We start from the raw sequence: 21,730 nt of genomic DNA on the forward strand, positions 1-21,730 counted from the left end.
AGGAACATGCCGTGGGTACGACGGCCTGTGGGAGCGGCACAGGCGGAGCCCTCCCCCGGCCGGGCGTCGGCCTGATTTCCCGTTGGCTTCCCTCCTCACCGGCGGCCGGCCGCCGGGCGTGGCTGCGGCTCGTCGGCGTGCCCGGGCAGGAAGTCGTCGGTGAACTCCGTGCCGGTGAGGGCGGCGTCGACCCGGGCGCGGATGTAGGCGCCGGTCATCGGGCAGTCCAGTGGGCGGTCGGTGCGGCAGTCCAGCATGTGCTCCAGCACGGCGGCGGCCCGGGTGAGTCTGCGGATGCGTGCCAGCATCTCGTCCCGCTGCCCGGCGATCAGGGCGCGCCGGTCCTCGACGCGCTCGCTCTCCATCACGGCGGCGGTGTCGGCGATCGGCATCATGCCGTCGTCGTGCCAGAGTTGGGCGTACGCGAGCTGCTGCAGACCGGCGTGGTCGTAGTAGCGCACCCGCCCGCGCCGGGCGGCGGGGCGGACCAGGCCGCGCTCCTCGTAGTAGCGCAGGGCGGGCACGGAGAGGCCGAACGCCTCGGCCACCGCACTGATCGAGAACAGCTGCTGCTCCATCGTCCCTCCGCACCGGGTCCGGGGATTTGCACGGGACTTGCGCTCAAGCGCGCTTGAGCGTGAAAGGTAAGGGCATCCTAACGTCCACCTCGAAGGGCAGGACAGTCCCGTGCCGGTCTCCTCCTCCGCCGGAACCCCTACCGGAACAACCACCGGAACGCCCCCCGGAACAACGGCCAGGACACCCGCCTGGACACCCGCGCCGCCCGCCCCCGCGGCGGGCGTGCTGCTCGTCGTCGGCTTCGTGCTGCTGAGCCTGAACACCCGGGTCGCGTTCGGGCAGATCGGGCCGCTCGCCCCGGTCGCCCACTTCGGCTCCGCCGCGGTGACCGTACTGGGCCTGCTGCCGCCGCTGTGCATGGGCCTGTTCGCGCCGCTCGCCCCGCTGGTGCGGCGCCGGCTCGGCGAGGAGCGCGGCCTGCTGTGGGCCAGCGTCGTCCTGGTCGCCGGCGCGGTCCTGCGCATGCTCGGGATGCCGGGCCTGTACGCCGGCACCGTCGTCGTCAGCCTCGCCACCGCGGTGATCAACGTGCTGGTGCCGGTCTTCGTCCGGACCCGCTTCTCCCACCGGCACGTCGGCACCATGATGGGCGTCTACGCGCTGTCCATGGGCGTCGGCTCGGCGATCGTCGCGGCCCTGGTCGCACCCGTCGCCCAGGCGTCCGGCGGCTCCTGGCAGCTCGCGATCGGCATCGCCGTCGTGCCGGCCGTGCTCGCGGCGGCGGGAATCGCACCGCAGGCCCGGGTCCACCGGCCCCGGCCCGCGCCCCCGACGGCCGCCGCTGCGGCCGTACCGCGTCCGCACGTGGCCCGCACCGGGCTGGCGTGGAGCCTGACGGCCTTCTTCGGCATCCAGACCCTCGCGTTCTACACGGCGCTCGCCTGGCTCCCCTCCGTACTCATCGCCTCCGGCACCGGCCGGACCGCCGCCGGAACCTGCCAGGCGGTGCTCATCCTGGGCGTGGCCGTGGGCGGTTTCCTCGCCCCCGTCCTCGCCGCGCCCCGCGCCGACCAGCGCCCGCACATCCTGGGCACCGTCCTGGTCTGCGCCGCCGGGTTCACCGGACTCATGCTCGCGCCGAGCGGACTCCCGGCGCTGTGGGCGGCCGTGCTCGGCATCGGCCTGGGCGCCGGCCAGGCCCTCCCGGGCGTGCTCTACGCCCGCCGGGGCGCCGACCACGACCACGTCGCCGCCCTGTCGACCATGGCCCAGACCTGCGGCTACCTCATCGCCGCCACCGGCCCCGCTCTCGCCGCCGCCCTCCACGGCGCGACCGGCTCCTGGACCGTCCCGCTCGCGGCGGTCACCGCAACCCTGCTGCTCGGCGCCGCACTGAGCAGCAGGGCGGGCCACGACCCCCGCTGACGGCGGGGCACGGGCGGTCGGCCGGCTTCGGTCCTCAGCCTCCGGTTCGGCTCGACCGGCCCGGGCCCCGCACACCGACCGCACCGGTCCCGGGCCCGGGTGGGCGTCGACGGGCGAGGGCGAGGGCGACCGCCGTCGTGATCGCCATCGCGGCGACGCCGACCAGCGCCGCGGTCGTATAGGCGTCGTCGTCCGGGAAGAGGCGGCCGGTGGCGGTGCCGACGGCCAGGACGAGACCTCCGACGGCGCTGCCCAGGGAGTACCCGACGCTGCGGACGACGTAGTTGAAGCTCATGGCGCTCGACGTCTCACTCCTGGGGGTGACGGCCAGGATGACGCCGGGCACGGCGGCCGAGAAGCAGCCGACGCCGAAGCCCAGCACGCCCATGGCCGTGAGCAGTTCGGCCAGGTCGGACCGGGCGGTGGCGAACAGGACGAACCCGCAGCCGACCACGGCGGCGCTGCCGGCCAGCAGCAGGGGGCCGTCGACCCGTTCCCGGACCCGCGGCGTGAGCCTGCCGGCGACGAACCCCAGCACGGAGAACGGGACGAGGACCAGCCCCGCCACGAAGGTGGTCAGTCCGAAGCCGTAGCCGGCGCTGCTCGGCGTCTGCGCGTAGCGGGTGATGAGCGTGAGCAGGAGGTACATGCCGCACCCGCCGACGAACATGGCGAGGTTCGCCCCGGCGACCGCCGGATGCCGTACCGCGCGGACGTCGACCAGGGGCGTCCCGGTCCGCAGTTCGGAGACGGTCCAGGCGCGGAGCAGGAGTACGGCGGCGACGGCCAGGGCCACCGCCACGGCGAGGTGCCGGCTCCACAGGCTCCGCTCGCCGGCCAGGAACAGGACCAGCAGCAGTCCGCCCGCCAGGAGGAGCGCACCGGCCACGTTGACGTGGGCGGAGCGGCCCTCGGGAGTCGCCGGCACGGAGCGCCACGTGGTCACGAGGGCGACGGCCGTGACGAACAGGCCGAGGCCGTAGGCGGCCCGCAGTCCGCCGAACTCGGCGAGCAGCGCGGCCAGCGGGTAGCCGACGCCGGCTCCGACGATGGAGACCACCGAGATCAGGGCGATCGTGGCCGCGCTGCGCTCCTCGGGGAGGTGGTCGCGGGCCACGCCCATCATCAGCGCCGTGAGGCCGAGTCCGACGCCTTGGGCCGCCCTGCCCACGAGCAGCCAGGCGAACGGCAGCGGCAGCACGGTGAGCGCGCTGCCGGCGACGACGATCGCCAGCGTGGTGAGAATCGTGGCCCGCCGGTGCGGACCGGCCCCGAGCCGGCCGAGGACGGGTGTGGCGACGGCGCCGCTGAGCAGGGCGATGGTGAGCGTCCACTGGGCGCTGTCGAGGGAGACGTGGAACGTGGTCGCCACGCTGGTGATGAGCGGCGTGCCGAGGCTGCCGACCGCCGCCACGACCAGGGCGATGAACACCAGGGCGGGGACCAGCAGACGTGTCCCGGAACGTATCGGGGCAGCGCTCACGGGCCGGCCGTGGGCCCGGGCGGCGGTCACCGGTCCGACTCCTCTCGGGCGTGGCCTTCGAGCTCCGCCAGGTGCAGCAGCGCCGGAAGGGCCGCCGTCAGGGCCTCGACCTCGTCGCCGGTGAGTTCGTCGACCAACCGCGCGTACGCGTCGACCCCCGCCCGGCGTCGTGTCCGGACGTACGAGGCGCCGGCCTCGGTCAGGCACACCAGCGTGACCCGTTTGTCGGACGGATCGCCCTTCCGCTCGACCAGCCCGGATTCCTCCATCACCCGGACCAGGACGGTCATCGCGGGCTGGGTGACGCCCTCGGCCGCCGCCAGATCGGTGATCCGCCGCGGGCCGGTCCTGTCCAGGGTGGCCAGGGTGGCGGCGGACGTCAGGCTCATGTCGCGGGGAAGGCGTCTCACGGCCCTGGTGGCCAGACCGTAGAGGGCTGACCCGATGGCATCGGAAGCGCTGTGCGCGGCGTCTCGGCGACTCATGCCCAAAGCATAGCGAGTTTATATGAATCCTTTATGCATCTCCCGATCGGGGCTGCTGTGAACGTCCTGCCTCGGCGCAGCCGGCGCACGGCGAGGCACCGTGCGCCGGCCTCGGACATCGGTCGCCGGTCAGCCGATCCCGTCAGTCGACGGCCTCAGTCGACGGCGTCACTCAACGGCCTCAGTCGATGGCGTCGAGGACCTTGCCCAGGTCGACGAACTTGAAGCCGGTCGCCTCGCGGTCGCCGTCGCCGGGGGTCTCCTTGCCGTCCTGGACGACCAGCAGGCCATGGGGGTAGCGCGAGCCGAGGGGGGCGTTGAGGGCGGCGGCCCCGTCGCAGACCTCGGAGCCGTCGAGGGCGGTGGAGGCCGCCGTGATGCGGAAGGCGCCCTCGAACTCGTTGTCGTCGTCCCGCTCGCGGTCGTAGGCGACGAAGGTGTTGTCGCCCTGACTGGAGGCGAGGAGGTAACCGTCGCCGTCCGGCTCGGTGACCAGGGTGAGGCCCTCGACGTCGGCCGTCAGGCGCTTGCCGCCATAGCCCGGGTCGGCGCCCGGAGTGCACTCCTCGGTCTGCGCGTCGTAGGTGCCGGGCACGCCGTACTCGCGCACCTTGTCGATCAGTTCCGGCGTGCCGGTGAGGCCCGCGTCGATGCGCCAGATGCCGACGTCCTCCTGCCCCGCGTACAGGGTGCCGTCCGCGGGGTCGACGACCATGCCCTCGACCTGGGGCAGCTCGCCCGGCTCGGCACAGGGCGTCCAGGAGGTGCCGTTCGGCAGCCGGAAGGAGGACGGCAGGTCGATCGCGCGGACCTGGCGGTAGTCCACCGTGCCGTTCGGGGTGGCGATCAGCTCCAGCAGGGCGAGGCTGGTGCGGTTGCGCCGGCTGACCACCGCGTAGGAGCGGCCGGTGCTGCGGTCGGTCCAGGTGGCCAGGCCGTAGGCGGTCTTCTGCTCGTTGATCTCGGCCTGGTCGGCGGAGAAGACCGGCCGCACACCGGGGTCGGTGATGTCGGTGAGCGGGCCGCCGGGCTTGTCCCGGTCGATGCGGTAGATCCGCAGACGGTCGTTGCCGCGGTCGCTGACCACCGCGACGTCGGCGCGGCCGCCGCCCAGCGGCAGGCCCTGCACCAGGTCGACGTTGTTGAAGCGGCCGGGCTTGTCGTCGGCGCCGGGACCGGCGGGGGCGGGGATCGACTGCACCTGGCGGGCGTCCAGGTCGTAGACCCGCAGGCCACCCTGCTTGGCGGTGGCGACGACCAGGCTGCGGCCCGGGTCGGCGGCGTTGCGCCAGATCGCCGGGTCGTCCGCGTTGGCATTGCCGCCGGCCTCGTCGTCGAACAGCGGCGCGGTCTCGGCCTTGGGACGGATGCCGCTGATCGAGGAGGCCTGGGCCGGGAGGACGACGGAGGCCGCGAGGGCCGTGCAGAGCACAAGCGTCGAAGCACGAGCGATCGCACGTATCGTCATGTTTCTTCCTTCATGAGGGGTTTGCCCTGACAAGGAAGAAGTTCGCGGACGCATCTGCCGTACCCGCAGCCAAATGGTATCCGATAGCTGAACGCGTCGCGAAGGGTTCGTGGCACCGGCATGCCCGGACGGGCGCTGCTGCCGACCCGACCCGCCCGACCGATCGTCACCCCCACCCCGCCCCTGTTCAGTTCCACCGTCCCGGCCGGTGAGGCGTCAGCCTGTGGGTGGGAGGTTCCCGCCCGCGGTGACCGTGCCGGTCTCGTAGGCGATGACGACCAGCTGGGCCCGGTCGTGGGCGTGGAGCTTGGCCAGCAGTCGCCGGACATGGGTCTTGACGGTCGCGACGCTCAGCCCCAGGTGCTCGGCGATCGCGTGGTTGGGCAGTCCCCGGGCCACCAGTCGGAGCACTTCCCGTTCCCGCGGGGTCACGCCGGCCAGCTCCCGGGCGAGTCGTGGGCGCGGCTCGTGGCGTCCGGCGAACTCCTGGATCAGACGGCGGGTGACCGCGGGCGCGAGCAGGGCGTCGCCGGCGGCGACCACCCGCAGGGCTGTCAGCAGGTCGGCGGGGAGGATGTCCTTCAAGAGGAATCCGCTGGCTCCGCCGCGCAGTGCCGCGTACACGTACTCGTCCAGGTCGAACGTGGTGAGGACCAGCACCCGGGTGCCGACGGCATCCGGGTCCGCGCAGATGCGCCGGGTGGCCTCCAGGCCGTCCGTGCCCGGCATCCGGATGTCCATCAGCACGACGTCGGGCCGCAGCCGCAGGGCGAGTTCGACGGCCTGCTCGCCGCTGACGGCCTCGCCTGCGACGGTGAGGTCCGGCGCGTTCTCGATGAGCAGGCGGAAGCCCGTCCGCAACAGGGCCTGGTCGTCGGCGATGAGGACCCGGACCGGCCGGTTCACCGTGCTGCCTCCGAGCCGCAGGGCAGCCGCGCGTGCACCCGGAATCCCCCGGTCGCCAGGGGGCCGGCGGAGAGGGTCCCGCCGCACATGGCCGCCCGCTCCCGCATCCCGACGAGTCCGTGCCCGCCGCCGGCACGCCAGGGCGGGAGCTGCGACGGCAGCCCGGGCGGGAGCCAGGACGCGAGCCGGGGCGGCGCGTCGTTGACGACCTCGATCTCGACCGCCCCGGGGCCCGGCCGGGACAGGCTCACCCGGCAGTCCGCCGATCCCGCGTGCCTGACGACATTGGTGAGGGCTTCCTGAACGATCCGGTAGACCGCCAGTTCCACCCCCGCGGGGAGCGGTGGATGCGGGTCGACGGACAGCTCCACGCGCGGGCCCGCGCCGTCCGCGAGCGCGGGCAGGTCCGCCAGACCGGGGGCGGACCCCCGCTCGGCTCCGTCGCCGGGTGACCGCAGCACGCCGAGCATGCGGCGCATCTCGGCGAGCGCCGTCCGGCCCGCCGTCCCGACCACTGCGAGGGTCCGCCCGGCCTCCTGCGGGTCGGCGGAGGCCACCGCACGGGCCACCTCGGCCCGTACCGTGATGACCGTCAGATGGTGGGCCACCACGTCGTGGAGCTCGCGGGCGATCCGCAGGCGCTCGTCCGTCACGGCCTGCCGGGCGGCGAGTTCCGCGTACGACCGCTGCTCTCCCACCGCAGTGCCCACCAGCCAGGGCAGGGTCGTCATCGAGGACGCGAAGACGATGCCCGACGCGACCCCGGCGGCCGGGACCGGTCGCGGTACGAGGGCCATGGCCGCCGCGACGGCGCCCAGCGAGCAGCCGAGCGCCGTCGCGGACCGGCGCCGCGGTTCCCGCGCCGCCACCGTGTACAGGACGGCCCCGACGGGGAGCCAGGACTCCTCCCATCCGGTGAACGCCATCGCGAGGACCGCTCCGGTCAGGACCGTGTACAGCACCCGGACGGGCCGTCTGCGCCGTACCGCGACCGGGAGCCAGACCACCGCCGCCGCGGCCCCCGCGCCCCAGCCGCCGCCCAGCGTCTCGCTCGCGCCGAACGCCAGGGCGAGGAGCACGGCCGCGACCGTGTCCACGCCGAGCCACTGTCCGTCCCGCAGACGTCCGGCCAGCAGCGGCCGTGACTCCCCGTCGCCCATGCCGGCCACGCTATCCAAGCGGGGGCCCGGGGCCTGTCAGCCCGGAGGACGTCATCCCGCGGGCCGAGTCATCCGCGCGGCCGATGCCCGTCGTACCCTCCTGGGCTGACACCGGGTTCCTCCCCGGGCGCGAAGCCGCCGGGCCCGTCGGACGGAACAGTGGAGCCATGAACCGGAGAACACTGCTGTCCTCGTCCGCCGCATTGGCCGCCGCGCTGATCACGGGTCCGTTCGCGCCGGCGGCCGTCGCACGACCGGGGCAGGAGGAGCCCGTGCGGTTCCGACTGCCCGCCCCGAACGGACCGTACCCGCTGGGCACGGTCGCGCTGCACCTGGCCGACACCGCGCGGCCGGACCCCTGGGTGCCCTCCCGCCCCTGCCGTGAGCTGATGGTCAGCATCTGGTACCCCGCCCGCGGCGGCGCGGCCCGCCCCACTGTTCCCTGGATGCCTCCGGCGGCGGCCGACCGGTACCTGGGCCTCCTCGGCCTGCCTCCCGGCCGGGTACGGCTGGGAGGCACCCACGGCCACGAGGGCGCTCCCGTCGGCGGCCCACCGGGCCCCCTGCCCGTCGTGCTCTACTCCCCCGGCGCCGACGCGTCACGGTCGTTCGGCACCGGCATCGTGGAGGATCTCGCCAGTCACGGTTTCGTGGTGGTCACCGTCGACCACACCTACGACGCGGCGGCGGTAGCCTTCCCCGGTGGACGCGTCGAGACGAATCCGCTGGGCGGGATCAGCGACTACGCCAAGGCCCTCGCGGTCCGTACCGCCGACATCCGCTTCGTCCTGGACCGGCTCGCCGTCCTCCGCTCGGGCGGCCACCCCGGCGTCTGCCGCACCCCGCTGCCCGCAGGCCTGCGCGGGGCGCTCGACCTGCGGCGGGTCGGGATGCTCGGCCACTCCCTGGGCGGCGCCACCACCGCCGCGACGATGTTCGCCGACGGGCGGATCACGGCGGGAGCGAGCCTGGACGGGGGCGCAGCGGGGCCGGTGGTGGACGCCGGGCTCGACCGTCCGTTCCTGGTGGTGGACACCCCGGGCAAGGGCGGCATGGAGAACAACCCCGCCCTGCGCGCGTTCTGGTCGCGGCTGCGCGGCTGGCGGCTGCATCTGACCGTACGGGGAGCCGCGCACCAGTCGTTCGGCGACGATGTGCTGATCCTGCCGCTGATCGCCCCCCTCCTGGGCCGGTCGGCGCCCGATCTGGAGGAAGACGTCGGGACGATTCCCGGGCACCGGGCACAGGCGTTCCAACGCGCCTACCCGCGAGCCTTCTTCGACCTCCACCTCCGCGACCGGGGGCGGCTGCTCGACGGTCCCTCCCCCGACTTCCCCGAGGTCGACCACGCGCGGTGAACGCCTGGGCGCCGGTCCCGCCCGTCCGGACGCCGAGGAGGGACCGGCCGACCCGGTGGCCTCCTCCACGAGTGTCTTCCGTCCACGAGTGCCAACATCCGCCCTGAGCAGGGCAGATGGGATTCTCGGCGGAATCGCCTCCGGCCCTGTGGCATGTTCTTGCCTACGGCGCATGCGGTGCCGCAGCCGGATCGTTCGCCGACGCCCCTCGATCCCACGCAAGGACGGCCGAGATGATACGTGGAGCAGACCTGCCGAAAGGCGCGCGCCGGGTTCCCTACGAGTCCCCGGGCCTGCCGGACCACCGGAGTCCGCTGCGGTTCCTGTGGTGGCTGACGACGAGTCAGTACCGGCGGGTGCTGCTCGGCACCTTGTGGGGCATCACGTGGATGTGTGCGCTCATGCTTCCGCCGTACCTGTTGTCGAGGACGATCGACGAGGGGCTGGAGGCGCGGGACACCGGGATGCTGCTCCTGTGGACCGGAGCCGTGGTCGTCACCGGGGCCGGGACGGCGGTCCTCGGCATCCTGCGGCACCGCACCATGACGCGCATCCGGGCGGACGCGGCCTACCGGACGGTCCAGGTCGTCACGCGCCACGTCACCCGGCTGGGGTCGGCGCTGCCGCGACAGGTGTCCGCGGGTGAGCTCACACACCTCCACGTCGGCGACATCAGCAGGATCGCCCAGACCCTGACCGTCACCGGACCCGGCGTCGGCGCGGTCGTCGCCTATGCCGCGACCGCCGTCCTGCTGGTCCGGATCTCGGCCGTCATCGCCGTGGTGGTCCTGCTCGGAGTCCCGGCCCTGGCCCTGACCGTCGGCCCGCTGCTGGGCAGGCTGCACGGCGCCGAAGGCCGCTACCGCGAGGACCAGGGTGCTCTGACCTCTCTCGCCGGCGACATGGTGGCCGGCCTGGGCGTCCTCAACGGGATCGGCGGCAAGGCCCTGTTCGCCGCGCGGTACCGGGAACGCTCCCGGGCGCTGGTCCCCCTCGGGTACCGCGTCGCCGCCATCACCAGCTGGGTCCAGGCACTCACCGCGTGCCTGCCCACGGTCTTCCTTGCCGTGGTGACGTGGATCAGCGCGCGGATGGCGGCCAGTGGGGCCATCACCGTAGGTGAACTGGTGGCGGTCTACGGATACGTCGCCGCTCTGCTGGTGCCCGTCTCGTCCTTGATCGAAGGGGCCGACGACCTGCCGCGCGGGCTCGTCTCCGCACGGCGGGTGGTCGACATCCTGGCGCTCGCGCCGGCTCCCGGGGGGCACCGGACCCGGCTCGACCCCCCGGCCGCTCCCGGCCCGCTGCGCGACCCCGCGTCGGGCCTGGTGGTGGCCCCGGGGAAGGTGACGGCCCTGGTCGGCGCCCGTCCCGACGAGCCGCGCGCCGTGGTGGACCGGCTGGCCGGCTACACGGACTCCGAGGCCTCCTGGGGTGACTTCGAGCTGTCCGACTGGGACCGCACGGCTCTCAGGCGGCACATTCTGCTCGCGGACAACGATGCCTATGTGTTCCCGGGCTACCTGCGTTCCGTCGTCTCCGGCAGCACCGACCGCTCCGACGAGGACATCCGGCGGGCGCTGCACGCCGCCGCAGCGGAGGACATCGTCGACGCGCTCCCCGACGGGCTCGACACCCGCCTGGAGAACCAGGCCCGCAACGTCTCGGGAGGTCAGCGCCAGCGGCTGCGGCTGACCCGGGCCCTGCTCGCGGATCCGGCCGTGCTCCTGCTCGTGGAACCGACGTCGGCGCTGGACGCGCACACGGAGGCGACCGTCGCCGCCCGGGTGGCGGCGCACCGGCGCGGGCGGACAACCCTCGTCGTCAGCACCTCGCCGCTCGTGCTCGGCCGGGCCGACGAAGTCGCCTACCTCGTCGACGGAAAGGTGCGGGCGGCCGGTACGCACCGGGAGCTCCTCGCCGACCAGCCGGGATACGCGGCACTGGTGTTCCGCGGCAGCACCGGGATCCCCGGCGAGGCCGCCGTGGCACAGCCCGTGGAAGGACAGTCCCGATGAGCGGCCCCAGCAGGACGCCCCGCCTGCCGATCGCCGATGCCAGGACGGTTCGCCGGGCCGGCCGGCAGCTGTTGCGGGACGACTCGGGCGCCGTCTGCGCGATGCTGCTGCTGACATGCCTCGCCGCGCTCGCCGGCGCGGCCGGTCCCTGGCTCCTCGGCCGCATCGTGACCGGGGCCGAGTCCGGTGACCTGTCCGCCTCCGCCGTCGACGGACTGGCCGCGGCGGTGCTGGGCTGCTCGGCGGCCCGACTGGTGCTGTCGCGCTACGCGCGAGGCCTCTCCCACCGCTTCGGCGAGCGCGCGCTCGCCGGGCTCCGCGAGGAGGTCGTCGAGCGCACCCTCGCGCTGCCGGGGCGGGTCGCGGACGAGGTGGGCACCGGTGATCTGGTCACCCGGACCACCCTGGACGTCTCGACCGTCGCGACCACGCTGCGCACCGCGGCTCCGGACATGTTCGTCTCCGGCGTCCAGGTCGTGTTCGTCCTCGCCGCGGTCTTCCTCCTGGACCCGCTGCTCGGTCTCTGCTCGGTCGTGGGACTGCCGATCGTGTGGGGCGTGAGCCGCTGGTACCTCGCGCGCTCCCGCGACGCCTACCTCGCGGAGGGAGCGGCCGCCGGCGAGGTCTCCGAGATCCTCGACTCCACCGCGCACGGCGCCCGCACCGTCGAGGCCTACGGGCTGCGCGAACTGCGGAACAGCGCCCTCGACCAGGCCGTCGACACCGCCTACCGCGCCGGCCTGCGCACCCTCGCCCTGCGGACGGTGCTGTTCCCGGTCACCGAGTTCGCGCACACGCTGCCCATGGCGCTCATCCTGCTCGTGGGCGGGTTCGGCCACCTCAACGGCGCGATCCCCCTGGGAGCCGTGGTGGCGGGCAGTCTGTACATGTGGCAGTTGGTCGACCCGCTCAACCAGCTGCTCGTCCAGGTCGAACAACTGCAGCGCAGCGGCGCCTCGTTCGCCCGCATCAAGGGTGTCGGGCTGGTGTCGCACACAGCCGGCGCCGCTGTGCCGGACCCGGTGGACGACGTCATCGAGGTCAAGGGCGTGGGGTATTCCTACGTCCCCGGGCAGGAGATCCTCAAGGACGTGGAGCTGCTGGTCCGTCCCGGTGAACGGCTGGCGGTGGTCGGCCGGTCGGGAGCCGGCAAGTCCACCCTCGGCAAGCTGCTGTCCGGTGCGGACGTCCCTGACACGGGCCACGTGCTGGTCGGCGGCGTGCCCGTCGCCGACCAAGCCGCGGCGGGCGGACTGGGCAACCGCATCGTCCTCCTCACGCAACAGCACCACGTGTTCATGGGCACCCTGCGCGACAACATGACCATGGCCGCGCCCGAGGCCGACGACGAGGCCGTGCTCGCGGCCCTGAGGTCGGTGGAAGCGGACTGGGTGGCCGAACTGCCGGCGGGCCTGGACACCCCGCTGGGCTCGGGCGGAGTCGAACTGGAGCCCGCCCAGGCACAGCAGCTCACCCTGGCCAGGGTGCATCTGGCGGACCCGCACACCCTGATCCTGGACGAGGCCACCTCGCTGCTCGACCCGACGACGGCCCGGCAGGCGGAGCGGGCCGTGGCCGCCGTCCGGTCGGGCCGCACCGTCATCGCCATCGCCCACCGGCTGCAGACCGCGCACGACGCCGATCGCATCGCCGTCATGGAGTCCGGCCGCATCGTCGAGCTGGGCACCCACGACGAGTTGGTCGGCGCGGGCGGACCGTACGCGGAGCTGTGGCGGTCGTGGAACGGCGAGAGCTGAGTCCCGCCGGGGTTCCCCCGTCCGCCATTGCCGCCGGTGAGGGTGGTCCGCGTGATCCGGTCGGCCGCGTCGTGCGGAGGGCAGCCGTCCCCGGTTCCGGGGAAACGGTCGGGACGGGACAGCACCGGTGTGGCCGGAGTTCCGGAAGTGACCTCATGGGACATTCCATGCTTATTGTATGAATGATAAATACCCGGGTTTCAGGTCTGGCGATTTTCGCCAGTGCGGGAATACCCTCTACCGCGAGAGTCGCACCAGCCCGGCGGTGACGGATCGAGCCCCGCCCACGGACTCTCCTCGACAGATCTTTCCAGTGCCGTCATTTCGTGGCGGCCCCCATGCGTTCGGCCCGGCCCGGGCCAGGGACAACAGCTGTCCACCGGCCCCCGCCGCGGCATGCCCGACCAACAGCACGGACCAAGAAACAAATGAGGCGACATGAGCAGTCAATTCGACGGCCTGGCGCAGATGTACGAGGACATGTTCGCCCTGCCGTGGCGGAAGGACCTCGAATCCCACAGCGTACTGGCGGCCCTGGGGCGCGTCCGGGGCGAACGCGTCCTGGACCTCGGATGCGGTACCGGCCTCTACTCGCGCCTGCTGAAGGCGCAGGGGGCCGAACTGGTGGTGGGGCAGGACGTCTCGGAGGGCATGCTCTCCTACGCGAGGGCGCAGGAGCCCGCCGGCCACCGGGGCATCGAGTACGTCCACACCCTGCCCCCAGCCCTGGAGGGGACCTTCGACGCCGTGCTCGGCGTCTACGTCCTCCCCTACGCCGAGCAGTACGCGGAACTCGTGGAACTGTGCGGGCTGGCGGCGCGGGCGCTGAGGCCCGGCGGCAGGTTCGTCACCCTGCCGGTCAACCCCGACTACGACGGCAGGCGCGAGTACTACGAGCGCTACGGGCTGCGGCTGTTCGACGCCGAGCCGCGGTTCGACGCCTCGAAGGTGACCCTGGAGTTGGAGTTCGGCCCGTACCAGGAGACGATCACGGCCCGGTACTGGAGCCGGGAGGCGTTGGAGGGCGCGCTGGCCGAGGCGGGCTTCACCGACATCGGCTGGCCCCCGTTCCAGGTCTCGGAGCAGGGGATGCGTGAGCACGGCAAGAGCTTCTGGGGGCCGTACCTGCGCTCGCCGCACGCCTCGCTGATCACCTGCGTGAAGGGTGCCGCCGCGCCGGCCGTGAAGGGTGCGGCCGCGCCGTGAACGTGCTCCGCGCGCCGACCGCGGTGGCGATCGGCACCCGTGTCCACCCCGACGCCCACGGCGTCGACTCCGCCGCCTGGGACCGCCTGGTCGGCGCCGACAACTTCTACGGCAGCCACCGCTGGGTGCGCTCCACCCACCTCGCCTCCGGCGGGGACCCGGTCGTCACCGCCTCCGCGTCCGGAGACCTGCTCGGCGTGCTGCCGACCTGGCCGGGCGAGGGCGGCGACGACGAGATGTTCTCGCTGCCCGGCATCCTGCCCGACCTGGCCGCCGACGGTGGCGGCGGCGCTGACAGGCAGCTCTGGCTCGGCACCCGGCGCTCGGTCCGCAACGAGTTGCTGTGCGTCCGGGGACCGCAGCGGCGCCCGGTCCTGAGGGCCCTCCTGGGCCGGGCGCTGGACCTCGCCTCCGACCGGGGCGACGACGGAGTGGTGATGGCCTACCTCGCCGGCCAGGACGCCCTGGAGCTGGCGGCGGCCCACCCCCGGGCCCGCGCGCTGCTGCACTCCGCCGACACCTACCTGCCCGTCCCGCCGGGCGGCGCCGGAGAGCTGTCGGCCCGCACGGACCAGCACAGCCGGACCCGGCGCAGAAGCGAGATGCGCGCCTTCCAGCGCACCGGAACGGTCGTCAAGATCAGCCGGCTCACCGAGGACATCGTCGGCCGCATCGCGTACCTGATCGCCCAGAACCGGGCCCGCCACGGCAGTTCCGGCGGTCCGCAGGCGGTGCTCGACGCCCTGAACGCCCAGCGTGCCACCGGCCTGCTCGACGACGCCGTGGCGTTCCTGGGCCTGCGCGGCCCCGACCTGGTGGCCGCGACCGTCTGCTACGAGCACGGGGACCAGCTGTACGCCCGCTACTTCGGCTACGACTACACCCGTACCGCTCCCACGAACGAGTACTTCCTGCTGACGTACCACGCGCCCCTCGACTACGCCGCCGAGTGCGGCTTCCGGCGCTACCGGACGGCGATCTCCGCGTGGGACGTCAAGGTGCGCCGCGGTGCCCGGCTCACCCCCCTCGCCGCCGTGGTGCTGCCGCTGCGCGGCGCCGTCTGCACACCCGCCCGTCAGCGCGAGCACAACATCACCGCCGCCGGGCGCTGGCGGGAACTGGCTCGGACCCACCCGCTGGCCATGGGGCCGGAGTGGGCCTGCTGGGACTCACCGCTGCCCTGACCCGAGAACCGTGATCCAGGGAAGGAAACGCTCATGCTCCACCTCCACTACCGGCTCGAACTGACCGAGGCCGCAGAAGCGGACCCGGCCGGGTTCTGGACCTGGGCCGCCGAACGCGAGAAGTGGTTCTACGAAGGACTCGACACCGTGCTCGCCACGAGCTGGCACCTGCGGACCGTCGGCACCCACGTCCACGCCCTCGAACACCTCGTCACCTTCGCCGACGAGGCCGCCTGGGGCACCTACCGCCGCCAGGTCTCCGCCCGCAGCAAGGACACCGCCTGGGAGAAGCGCCGTACCGAGCAGACCCACTGGTGGCGCCTCGCCGAGGCCGCCCTGCTCAACGACCCGCCCGTCGCGATGGGCCTCCACCGCGCCCCGCCGCCGAGGTGACCGCCGTGACCACGGGCTCCGGCTCCGGCTCCGAGTACGCCGACCACGTCGCACGCAGCACCCACCTCCTGGACCACGGTCGCTTCACCACCCTCGCCACCTTCGGCGAGGACGGCCCCTGGGCCTCCACCGTGAACTTCGTCGCCCTCCGGGACCCGCTCCGGCTGCTCTACTACTCCCTCCACCGCGCCCGGCACTCCCGCAACATCGAGGCGCGGCCCGGCATCGCCGGTTCGGTCCACCTGCTCGGCACCCCCGGATTCGGCCTGGACGGCGCCCAGTTCACCGGGCACTGCGAGGCCGTGCCGGCGTCCGAGGTCCCGTGGCACCGGCAGGTGTACTACGAGCTGAACCACCCCGATCCGGAGGTCCGCGCGGCCTGGCTCCTCCCGGAGTCGGACTTCACCGGCGACGGGCCGCGCCGCTTCTACGTGGTGCGCGTGCACCGGTGGTGGCTGCTGGACATCGACCGCTGGCTGACCGACAAGCACGACACCCGCGTGGAGGTCGACCTCGCCGAACTCGCCCGCCCGGCCCGCCCGGCCCGGCCGTGACCACGCTGACGAACGCACGCGTCGTCACCCCGCACGAAGTCCTGGAGCCGGGGCGGGTCACCTTCTCCGGCCCACGATCACCGGGGTCGGCACCGGTGAAGCCCCGGCCGCCGCCGACGTCCACGACCTGGGGAAGGCGTACGTCCTACCCGGTTTCGTCGACCCGCACCTGCACGGCGGTGACGCCGCGTCCGTCGGTTCCGGCGATCCCGCCGAGGTGCGCAGGGCCGTCGCCCTCCACCACCGCCACGGCACCACCCCGGATCCTGGCCGGCATCGTCGTCGGCCCCGTTCCGGCGGCGGCCCGGCTGACCACCCACCTGTTCAGCGCCGTGTGACGGGCCCGGTGCACCCGCGGTCGACGGGTGGACCAGGCCGAAGGCGCTGCGGTTCCCGGTTTGTTCGAACACGGAGCGTGGGTAGTCACGGGACGGATCCCCGGAACCGTCGTCCGGGATCCCGGGGCGGACGCGCTCACCCCTCGGCCCCACGGCCTTCGACGAACAGCGAGGACACTGCGTGGACCCGACCGGCCGCCCCCTGCTCCGGCATCCTCGACCACCCGGCGTCGACACCCTGCGCCACACCGCACGGCGCGGCCTCGACGCGATCCCCGATCCGCGCCACCGCGCGATGATCGCGACCGTCCTGGCCTCCGGCCTGGTCGAGCAGATGATCGCCCGCACCGATTCCTTCACCGCGCCGACGGCCGACCTCGCCCGGGCCGCCGCCGACGCCGACCTGCTCACCGCCGAACTGGCGGCCTTCGGCGTCGACCTCCCGGCCGCCACGGTCCGCAACATCACGCAGATGCGCGCCCTGATGGTGCCGATCGCCGACGACGCACTGGCCCTCGCCGTCGACCGCATCTGGGTGTTCTCCACCAACGCCGACGACGTCTGCTGCCACGACCCGGACGAGGCGGCGGCCATGCTGCGCGCCGGCCTGCTGCCCGAGGCGCTCCCGGCCTCGCCGAACACCCGTTACGTCCAACACATGTTCCGCGAGATCGCGCCGTTCTGCGAGCCGACCTTCCTCGCCGTCTTCAAGACCTTCTTCCACAACGCGCTCGTCGGCGTGCTGATGGAGGCGGAGTTCGATCCGGAGGCGTCCGACGACTTGGACAGCGACTACGTCCGCGTCTTCAACGGGTTCTCCCAATTCTGGTTCGCCACACTGCAGTTCACCGACCCCTGCCTGGCCGCCCACCGGGACCGGGCGTTCTGGGCGGCGGCGATGAGCTCGTGCGTCGCGTTCCTCAACGATGTCAACGACGTGCTGTCCTGCTACAAGGAGGCCGTGCACGGCGCGGACTTCGCCGTCAGCCGGGTATACCGGCAGGCGGTGCGCGAGGAGATCCCCTACCTCACCGCCTACCGCCGCACCCTCGACGGCGGCCTGGCCGCCCACCGCCGGATCACAGGCCTCGCCAGCGAGGAGCAACGCCCTTACCTCGAAAGGTACATGACCGGCTACGCCTACTGGCACCTGCACTGCCGCCGCTACCGCTGGCAGGACGTCTACCCCGACCTCCTCCCCCTCGACGGAGCGTGACCCCACCCCCACTGCCTGCCGTACCGGGATGTCGGCGGGGTGCGGCGAGCGCGTGCTGCCGGATCCCGCTGCCGGCCGTACGCCCGGGCCCTCGGGCTCGTGAACCTGTACTCATGGGCGGATTCCACGATCGCGACATGTTTCACCCGGTTTCACCCGAAAGCGTTGGACCGGGCCCGCCGCTGAGGGTGGTGGGGGCGGGCGGGCAGCTTCTTCCGGGCGGACAGATCTGATTTCAGGTCAATAACATGTTAGTGCCCTATCGTTGACCGGCAACGAGTCGGTCCGCGATGACATCATTCCGGGTCGGTACGACGACGGAGGGAGAGTCCGGTGAGCAGTCTCAACAAGGGTCTGGAACGGATCGAAGTGGACCTGTCGTGGGATCCGAGCCCCGCAGGTTCGGCGGGTCACGATCTGGACCTCGTCGCCGCGACGTACGCCACCGACGCCCCGTCCGGCACCCCGGCCTACCTGGTCCACTTCGACAGCCGCGCTCCCGACGGCACGATCACACTCACCAGGGACAGCCGCGACGGCAAGGGCCTCGGCGTCGACGAGCGCCTGGTCCTGGAACTCGACCGCCTGGCAGACCGCTACCCCCGGGTGGTCGTGGGCGTCGCCATCCAGCAGAACGCCGGCCGGCTGGCGTTCGGAGACATAGCGAACCCCGTGGCCAGGATCCGGAACGGGCGCGACGAGTTGGCGTCAGTGGACTTCGTCGGCGTCGACGGGGCTACGGCCGCGAGGGTTGCGGAGTTCGTCCGGAACAGCTCGGGGGTCTGGGCGTTTCGGCCCGGCGTCCACGGCTTCGACGCCGATCCGGCGACCTTCGCGAGGATCATGGGAACCTGACAGGGCTTCGCCCGGTGGCCCGAATCCGAACGACGGCCTGTGTGCCCGTGACACCCCCGGCTCCACCCCCGGCACAGGACCACGGGCAACCGGGCCGACCGGGCCGACCGGGCCGACCGGGCCGACCGGGCCGACCGGCCAGGCGCTCACGCCTCCCCCGCGCCGTGCCTTCCAGCGGTGGTCCGGCATCCCCTCCGGTTCAGTGATCATGAAATCGAAGAACCCGGCGCTCCCGGTGAGTCGCCCGTCCACACCTTCGCGACCCCAAGCGCGCCGTCATCCCCTCCCCCGCCCAGGTCCGGGACATTGGCACCGCCGGCGACAACACCTTCTCGACAACGCCGACCCGACATGCTGGAGGGCTGCCTGGATCGGGCAGGACATGGTCGGCGTCGCCCTCTGCTCCATCCGCCGCCACGACCGCACCGTGGGCGAGGTGGAAGAGCTGAGTGTCCGGACGGACCGGCAACGCCTCGGAATCGGCCGGGCCCTGCTGCTCGACGGGCTGCGGAGCCTTCGCGAGCAGGGCGCAACGACCGCCCGGCTGTTCACGGGCACGGCAAACCCGCACCGGTCCTACGACCTCTACGAGAGCGTGGGATTCGGGCGACAGAACGAGTACGTCCGCTACCGCAAGCCGCTCGCTTGATCCACCGGGCATCGGGCTGTCCGGTCATCCACAGGATTCGACAACAGCTCGCCGCCACCGCCCCCTCCACCCGCACACGCCAGCCCCGACCCACCGCGCACACGAACGGATCCGCACCGCCGAGCGTGAGAGGCGCGCACCGGACCTCTGCTGCCGACAGGGGCGACGCCAGGATGGTGATCGACGTGGCCGGCCCGCATGACATTGCGCGACAAGGACTCTCCGAGCACCGCCCGATCCACGGTGATCCCGCTGCAGCACGCGCCCCTCAGGGCGCTGTGCGTCGCTTCTGCCACAACGACGCAGGCCTTCGAGCAGCAAGATGATCGTGATGCAGTCCGAAACACGGCAACGTCGGCTCGGTCAAGCGGCGACCGACCAGGCCAATCCGCCTCTGACGATCAGTCAGAAAAGTCAGCAAGAAGTCAGCATCAGTACGGGCAGACCTTGCGAAACGCGCGTAGACCTGAGAATCAATGCATTCCGTGCCTGTCTCCCGAGGAGGCAGGCACGGGACGCGGAACTCGCCCTGCGACGGCCCTTCCGATGCCCCTTCCGGCGCCGGAACAGTCCAGTCGACAGTGACCGGAACAGATGCTTCGTTCGAAGCATCTTCGCAGGTCAGCGCACCCGTCCACGCGCCTTCAGAGGGATGTCGGGGAGGGCCGGGGCGTGGAGGCGGGCGCCGTCGTAGCCGTGGACCTCGCCGAACCGGGTGCCGGCTTCCCAGTCGTTGCGGGCCTGGAGGATCTCCTCACCGGATCGGCCGATGAAGTTCCACCACATGACGAGCTTCTCCTCGAAGGGTTCGCCGCCGAGGAGGAGGAGCGTGGCGTCGCTGTCGGCGTGGAGGGGGAGGGTGCGGCGGCCGGTGCCGAGGTAGAGCATGGCGCCGGGGTCGAGGGGGACGCCGTCGACGGTGGTGCGGCCGGACATGGTGAGGACGGCGTACTCGAAGTCGGGGTCCAGCGGGAGGTGGAGGTCGGTGGCGGCGGCGAGGGTGAGGTCGGCGCCGACGATGGGGGTGTGGGTGGTGCCCGGGGAGGTGGCGCCGTCGAGGGTGCCGAGGATGACGGTGGCGTGCAGGCCGGGGGCGGTGACGGTGGGCAGGTCGGCGTGGTGCTCGAAGGCGGGTTCGCGGTGGCGGTGGGCGTCGGGGAGGGCGACCCACAGTTGGGCGCCGTGCAGGAGGGGGGCGTGGGGGCGGGGGGACTCCTCGGAGTGGGAGATCGCCCGGCCGGAGGTCATCAGGCCCAGTTCGCGGGGGCGCACGGTCGTCAGGCTGCCGAGGCTGTCGCGGTGCAGCACCTCGCCCGCGTGCAGCCAGCTCACGGTCTGGAGGCCCATGTGCGGGTGCGGGGGCACCTGCATGCCCGGCTCGTCCGCGATGTCGTCCGGACCGTAGTGGTCGACGAACGCCCAGGCGCCGACCATCCGGCGCCCCAGGTTGGGGAGCAGGCGGCGGACCACGGTGCTGCCGCCGAGGGAGGCCTCGCGCGGGGCGAGGAGTTCGTGGACGGGGCCGCCCGGGGTTTCGGCGCGGCCGCCGCGGACGGAGGGGTCGGGGGTGTCGGCGTCAGGCATGGTGGGCTCCGTTGGCGGCGCGCGGGGCGGCCGGGACGATGGGGGTGCCGGCGGAGACGGCCCGGGTGACGGGGGTCCGGTCGGCGATGTCGAGCAGGCGGGCGCGCTGGGCCTCGTCGAGGTCGCCGATCAGGTCGATCCGGCGGGTGATGCGGACGGCCTTCTCGGGGCCCTTCTCGTAGCCGAGGTGGACGCGCACGGTGGTCAGCGGCCACTGCTTGCGCTGGGCGTACATCCGCAGGGTGATCGCGGTGCAGGAGCCGAGGGCGGAGAGCAGCAGGCCGACCGGGGTGGTGGCGGTGTCGGCGCCGCCGGCCGATTCGGGCTCGTCGGCGGCGAGCCGGTGGCGGCCGGAGCGGATGTCGACGCGGTAGTCGTCGTCGGTGCTGGTCGCGACGGCGGCGGCGGAGCGGACGAAGACGGGTTCGGCGTCCACGGGTTCGGCGTCCGGGGCCGCCCCGGTGGCCTCGGCGGTCACAGGCCGAACCGCTCGTGCTGGGCGGCCGGGACGAGGTCGTGGTAGTCCGGGTGCTTGGTCAGCCAGCCCCGGATGAAGGGGCAGTAGGGCAGGACGGCGAGCTCGCGGGCGCGGGCGTCGTCGAGCACGGCGCGGGCGAGGATGCCGCCGAGGCCCTGGCCGCCGAAGCGCGGGTCGATCTCGGTGTGGATGAAGGCGATCTCGTCGTCGTGGCGGAAGTACTCGGCGAATCCGGCGAGTTCACCGTCGGCGGTGATCTCGTAGCGGGACTTCTCGGGGTTGTCGGCGACGGTGGTCGTCGTCATGGCGTACTCCTCGGGGATCGGGCCCTGGCGTCGGAGTTAATTTAGCATTCAACTATCAGTCGATCAAGGACCGCCGGAGGGGAATCCGGCGGTCGGCGCCCGGGGCAGGCCCGGGGCGGAGCTCAGGAGAGGGTGACCGGCGGGGGCAGCGGGTGGCAGCCGTCCCAGGACGCCACCTGGCCGGGCAGGCAGGAGACCGGGCGCGGCGGCAGGGTCGGGGCCGGGCGGGGCGGCACCGTCCACTGGCCCGGGTCGACCCCGTCGTCGGGGTCGGCGGGCGGCTTGGGAGCCGTCGGAGGCGCCTTGGGGGGTGCGGGCGCGGGCGGCGCAGGTGGGGCAGGGGGCGCGGGTGCGACAGGGGGCGCGGGAACGGCCGGGGCGGCGGGCGC

The 21,730-nt window shown here is 73.0% G+C and carries 20 protein-coding genes and 1 pseudogene; 11 read left to right on the top strand and 10 right to left on the bottom strand.

The window, feature by feature from the left end:
• Positions 1 to 95: 95 nt before the first annotated feature.
• Positions 96 to 578 carry a MerR family transcriptional regulator gene (locus tag BI06_RS37045; protein ID WP_043475691.1) on the bottom strand — a complete coding sequence of 161 codons (483 nt, stop codon included), beginning with the start codon at positions 576 to 578 and terminating at the stop codon, positions 96 to 98.
• A 223-nt stretch (positions 579 to 801) separates the two neighbouring features.
• Here BI06_RS37045 and BI06_RS37050 point away from each other — a divergent pair, with 223 nt between their 5' ends.
• Entirely contained in the window at positions 802 to 1,944 is a 1,143-nt protein-coding gene (locus BI06_RS37050; protein ID WP_051742718.1) for an MFS transporter, read from the top strand.
• Between the two features lie 34 nt (positions 1,945 to 1,978).
• Here the strand turns inward: BI06_RS37050 and BI06_RS37055 are convergent, their stop codons facing one another.
• The 5 genes from BI06_RS37055 to BI06_RS37075 form a co-directional block, all read right to left on the bottom strand.
• Positions 1,979 to 3,427 (bottom strand): MFS transporter, encoded by a 1,449-nt coding sequence (locus BI06_RS37055; protein WP_043476297.1) that lies wholly within the window; start codon positions 3,425 to 3,427, stop codon positions 1,979 to 1,981.
• Between the two features lie 26 nt (positions 3,428 to 3,453).
• Positions 3,454 to 3,912 carry a MarR family winged helix-turn-helix transcriptional regulator gene (locus tag BI06_RS37060; RefSeq protein WP_233290445.1) on the bottom strand — a complete coding sequence of 153 codons (459 nt, stop codon included), beginning with the start codon at positions 3,910 to 3,912 and terminating at the stop codon, positions 3,454 to 3,456.
• Between the two features lie 181 nt (positions 3,913 to 4,093).
• On the bottom strand, positions 4,094 to 5,380 hold the full coding sequence (locus tag BI06_RS37065) for a phytase (RefSeq protein WP_043475693.1): 1,287 nt from the start codon (positions 5,378 to 5,380) through the stop codon (positions 4,094 to 4,096).
• Between the two features lie 216 nt (positions 5,381 to 5,596).
• Positions 5,597 to 6,286 (bottom strand): response regulator transcription factor, encoded by a 690-nt coding sequence (locus BI06_RS37070; RefSeq protein WP_043475695.1) that lies wholly within the window; start codon positions 6,284 to 6,286, stop codon positions 5,597 to 5,599.
• Complete coding sequence (locus BI06_RS37075; protein ID WP_051742719.1) at positions 6,283 to 7,446, bottom strand: sensor histidine kinase; 1,164 nt, start codon at positions 7,444 to 7,446, stop codon at positions 6,283 to 6,285. The genes BI06_RS37070 and BI06_RS37075 overlap by 4 nt, the downstream gene beginning before the upstream one ends.
• Before the next feature lie 167 nt (positions 7,447 to 7,613).
• Between BI06_RS37075 and BI06_RS37080 the strand changes: the two genes are divergently transcribed.
• From BI06_RS37080 to BI06_RS37125, 10 genes are all read left to right on the top strand, one after another.
• Entirely contained in the window at positions 7,614 to 8,804 is a 1,191-nt protein-coding gene (locus BI06_RS37080; RefSeq protein WP_043475697.1) for a lipase, read from the top strand.
• A gap of 233 nt (positions 8,805 to 9,037) precedes the next feature.
• Complete coding sequence (locus BI06_RS37085; RefSeq protein WP_233290446.1) at positions 9,038 to 10,822, top strand: ABC transporter ATP-binding protein; 1,785 nt, start codon at positions 9,038 to 9,040, stop codon at positions 10,820 to 10,822.
• On the top strand, positions 10,819 to 12,579 hold the full coding sequence (locus tag BI06_RS37090) for an ABC transporter ATP-binding protein (RefSeq protein WP_043475701.1): 1,761 nt from the start codon (positions 10,819 to 10,821) through the stop codon (positions 12,577 to 12,579). Before BI06_RS37085 ends, BI06_RS37090 begins: the two co-directional genes overlap by 4 nt.
• A 438-nt stretch (positions 12,580 to 13,017) precedes the next feature.
• The gene (locus BI06_RS37095) at positions 13,018 to 13,785 is read left to right on the top strand and encodes a class I SAM-dependent methyltransferase (protein WP_051742720.1); all 768 of its coding nucleotides are present in this window, start codon (positions 13,018 to 13,020) and stop codon (positions 13,783 to 13,785) included.
• Positions 13,782 to 14,969 (top strand): hypothetical protein, encoded by a 1,188-nt coding sequence (locus tag BI06_RS37100; protein WP_043475703.1) that lies wholly within the window; start codon positions 13,782 to 13,784, stop codon positions 14,967 to 14,969. Before BI06_RS37095 ends, BI06_RS37100 begins: the two co-directional genes overlap by 4 nt.
• 33 nt (positions 14,970 to 15,002) lie before the next feature.
• A complete protein-coding gene (locus BI06_RS37105; RefSeq protein ID WP_043475705.1) occupies positions 15,003 to 15,362 on the top strand; it encodes a hypothetical protein in 360 nt (119 codons plus the stop codon).
• 5 nt (positions 15,363 to 15,367) lie between these two features.
• Complete coding sequence (locus BI06_RS37110) at positions 15,368 to 15,916, top strand: pyridoxamine 5'-phosphate oxidase family protein (protein ID WP_051742721.1); 549 nt, start codon at positions 15,368 to 15,370, stop codon at positions 15,914 to 15,916.
• 519 nt (positions 15,917 to 16,435) lie between these two features.
• Positions 16,436 to 17,470 carry a hypothetical protein gene (locus BI06_RS37115; RefSeq protein ID WP_051742722.1) on the top strand — a complete coding sequence of 345 codons (1,035 nt, stop codon included), beginning with the start codon at positions 16,436 to 16,438 and terminating at the stop codon, positions 17,468 to 17,470.
• 333 nt (positions 17,471 to 17,803) lie between these two features.
• Positions 17,804 to 18,325 (top strand): TerD family protein, encoded by a 522-nt coding sequence (locus tag BI06_RS37120; RefSeq protein ID WP_043475707.1) that lies wholly within the window; start codon positions 17,804 to 17,806, stop codon positions 18,323 to 18,325.
• A gap of 208 nt (positions 18,326 to 18,533) precedes the next feature.
• Positions 18,534 to 18,974: a GNAT family N-acetyltransferase gene (locus tag BI06_RS37125; RefSeq protein ID WP_369826353.1), complete on the top strand. Its 441-nt coding sequence runs from the start codon at positions 18,534 to 18,536 to the stop codon at positions 18,972 to 18,974.
• Positions 18,975 to 19,595: 621 nt separating this feature from the next.
• On the opposite strand, the gene BI06_RS37130 is transcribed toward BI06_RS37125, so the two are convergent.
• The 4 genes and pseudogenes from BI06_RS37130 to BI06_RS52980 form a co-directional block, all read right to left on the bottom strand.
• A complete protein-coding gene (locus BI06_RS37130; RefSeq protein WP_043475708.1) occupies positions 19,596 to 20,558 on the bottom strand; it encodes a pirin family protein in 963 nt (320 codons plus the stop codon).
• On the bottom strand, positions 20,551 to 21,036 hold the full coding sequence (locus BI06_RS37135; RefSeq protein WP_199523417.1) for an OsmC family protein: 486 nt from the start codon (positions 21,034 to 21,036) through the stop codon (positions 20,551 to 20,553). Before BI06_RS37135 ends, BI06_RS37130 begins: the two co-directional genes overlap by 8 nt.
• A complete protein-coding gene (locus tag BI06_RS37140; RefSeq protein ID WP_030392992.1) occupies positions 21,033 to 21,341 on the bottom strand; it encodes a GNAT family N-acetyltransferase in 309 nt (102 codons plus the stop codon). The genes BI06_RS37135 and BI06_RS37140 overlap by 4 nt, the downstream gene beginning before the upstream one ends.
• A gap of 122 nt (positions 21,342 to 21,463) precedes the next feature.
• Positions 21,464 to 21,730, bottom strand: a pseudogene (locus BI06_RS52980) (hypothetical protein); the annotation flags it as partial.

Origin of the sequence: Kitasatospora sp. MBT66 (assembly GCF_000710405.2) — a bacterium.
Classification (GTDB): Bacteria; Actinomycetota; Actinomycetes; order Streptomycetales; family Streptomycetaceae; genus Kitasatospora; species Kitasatospora purpeofusca.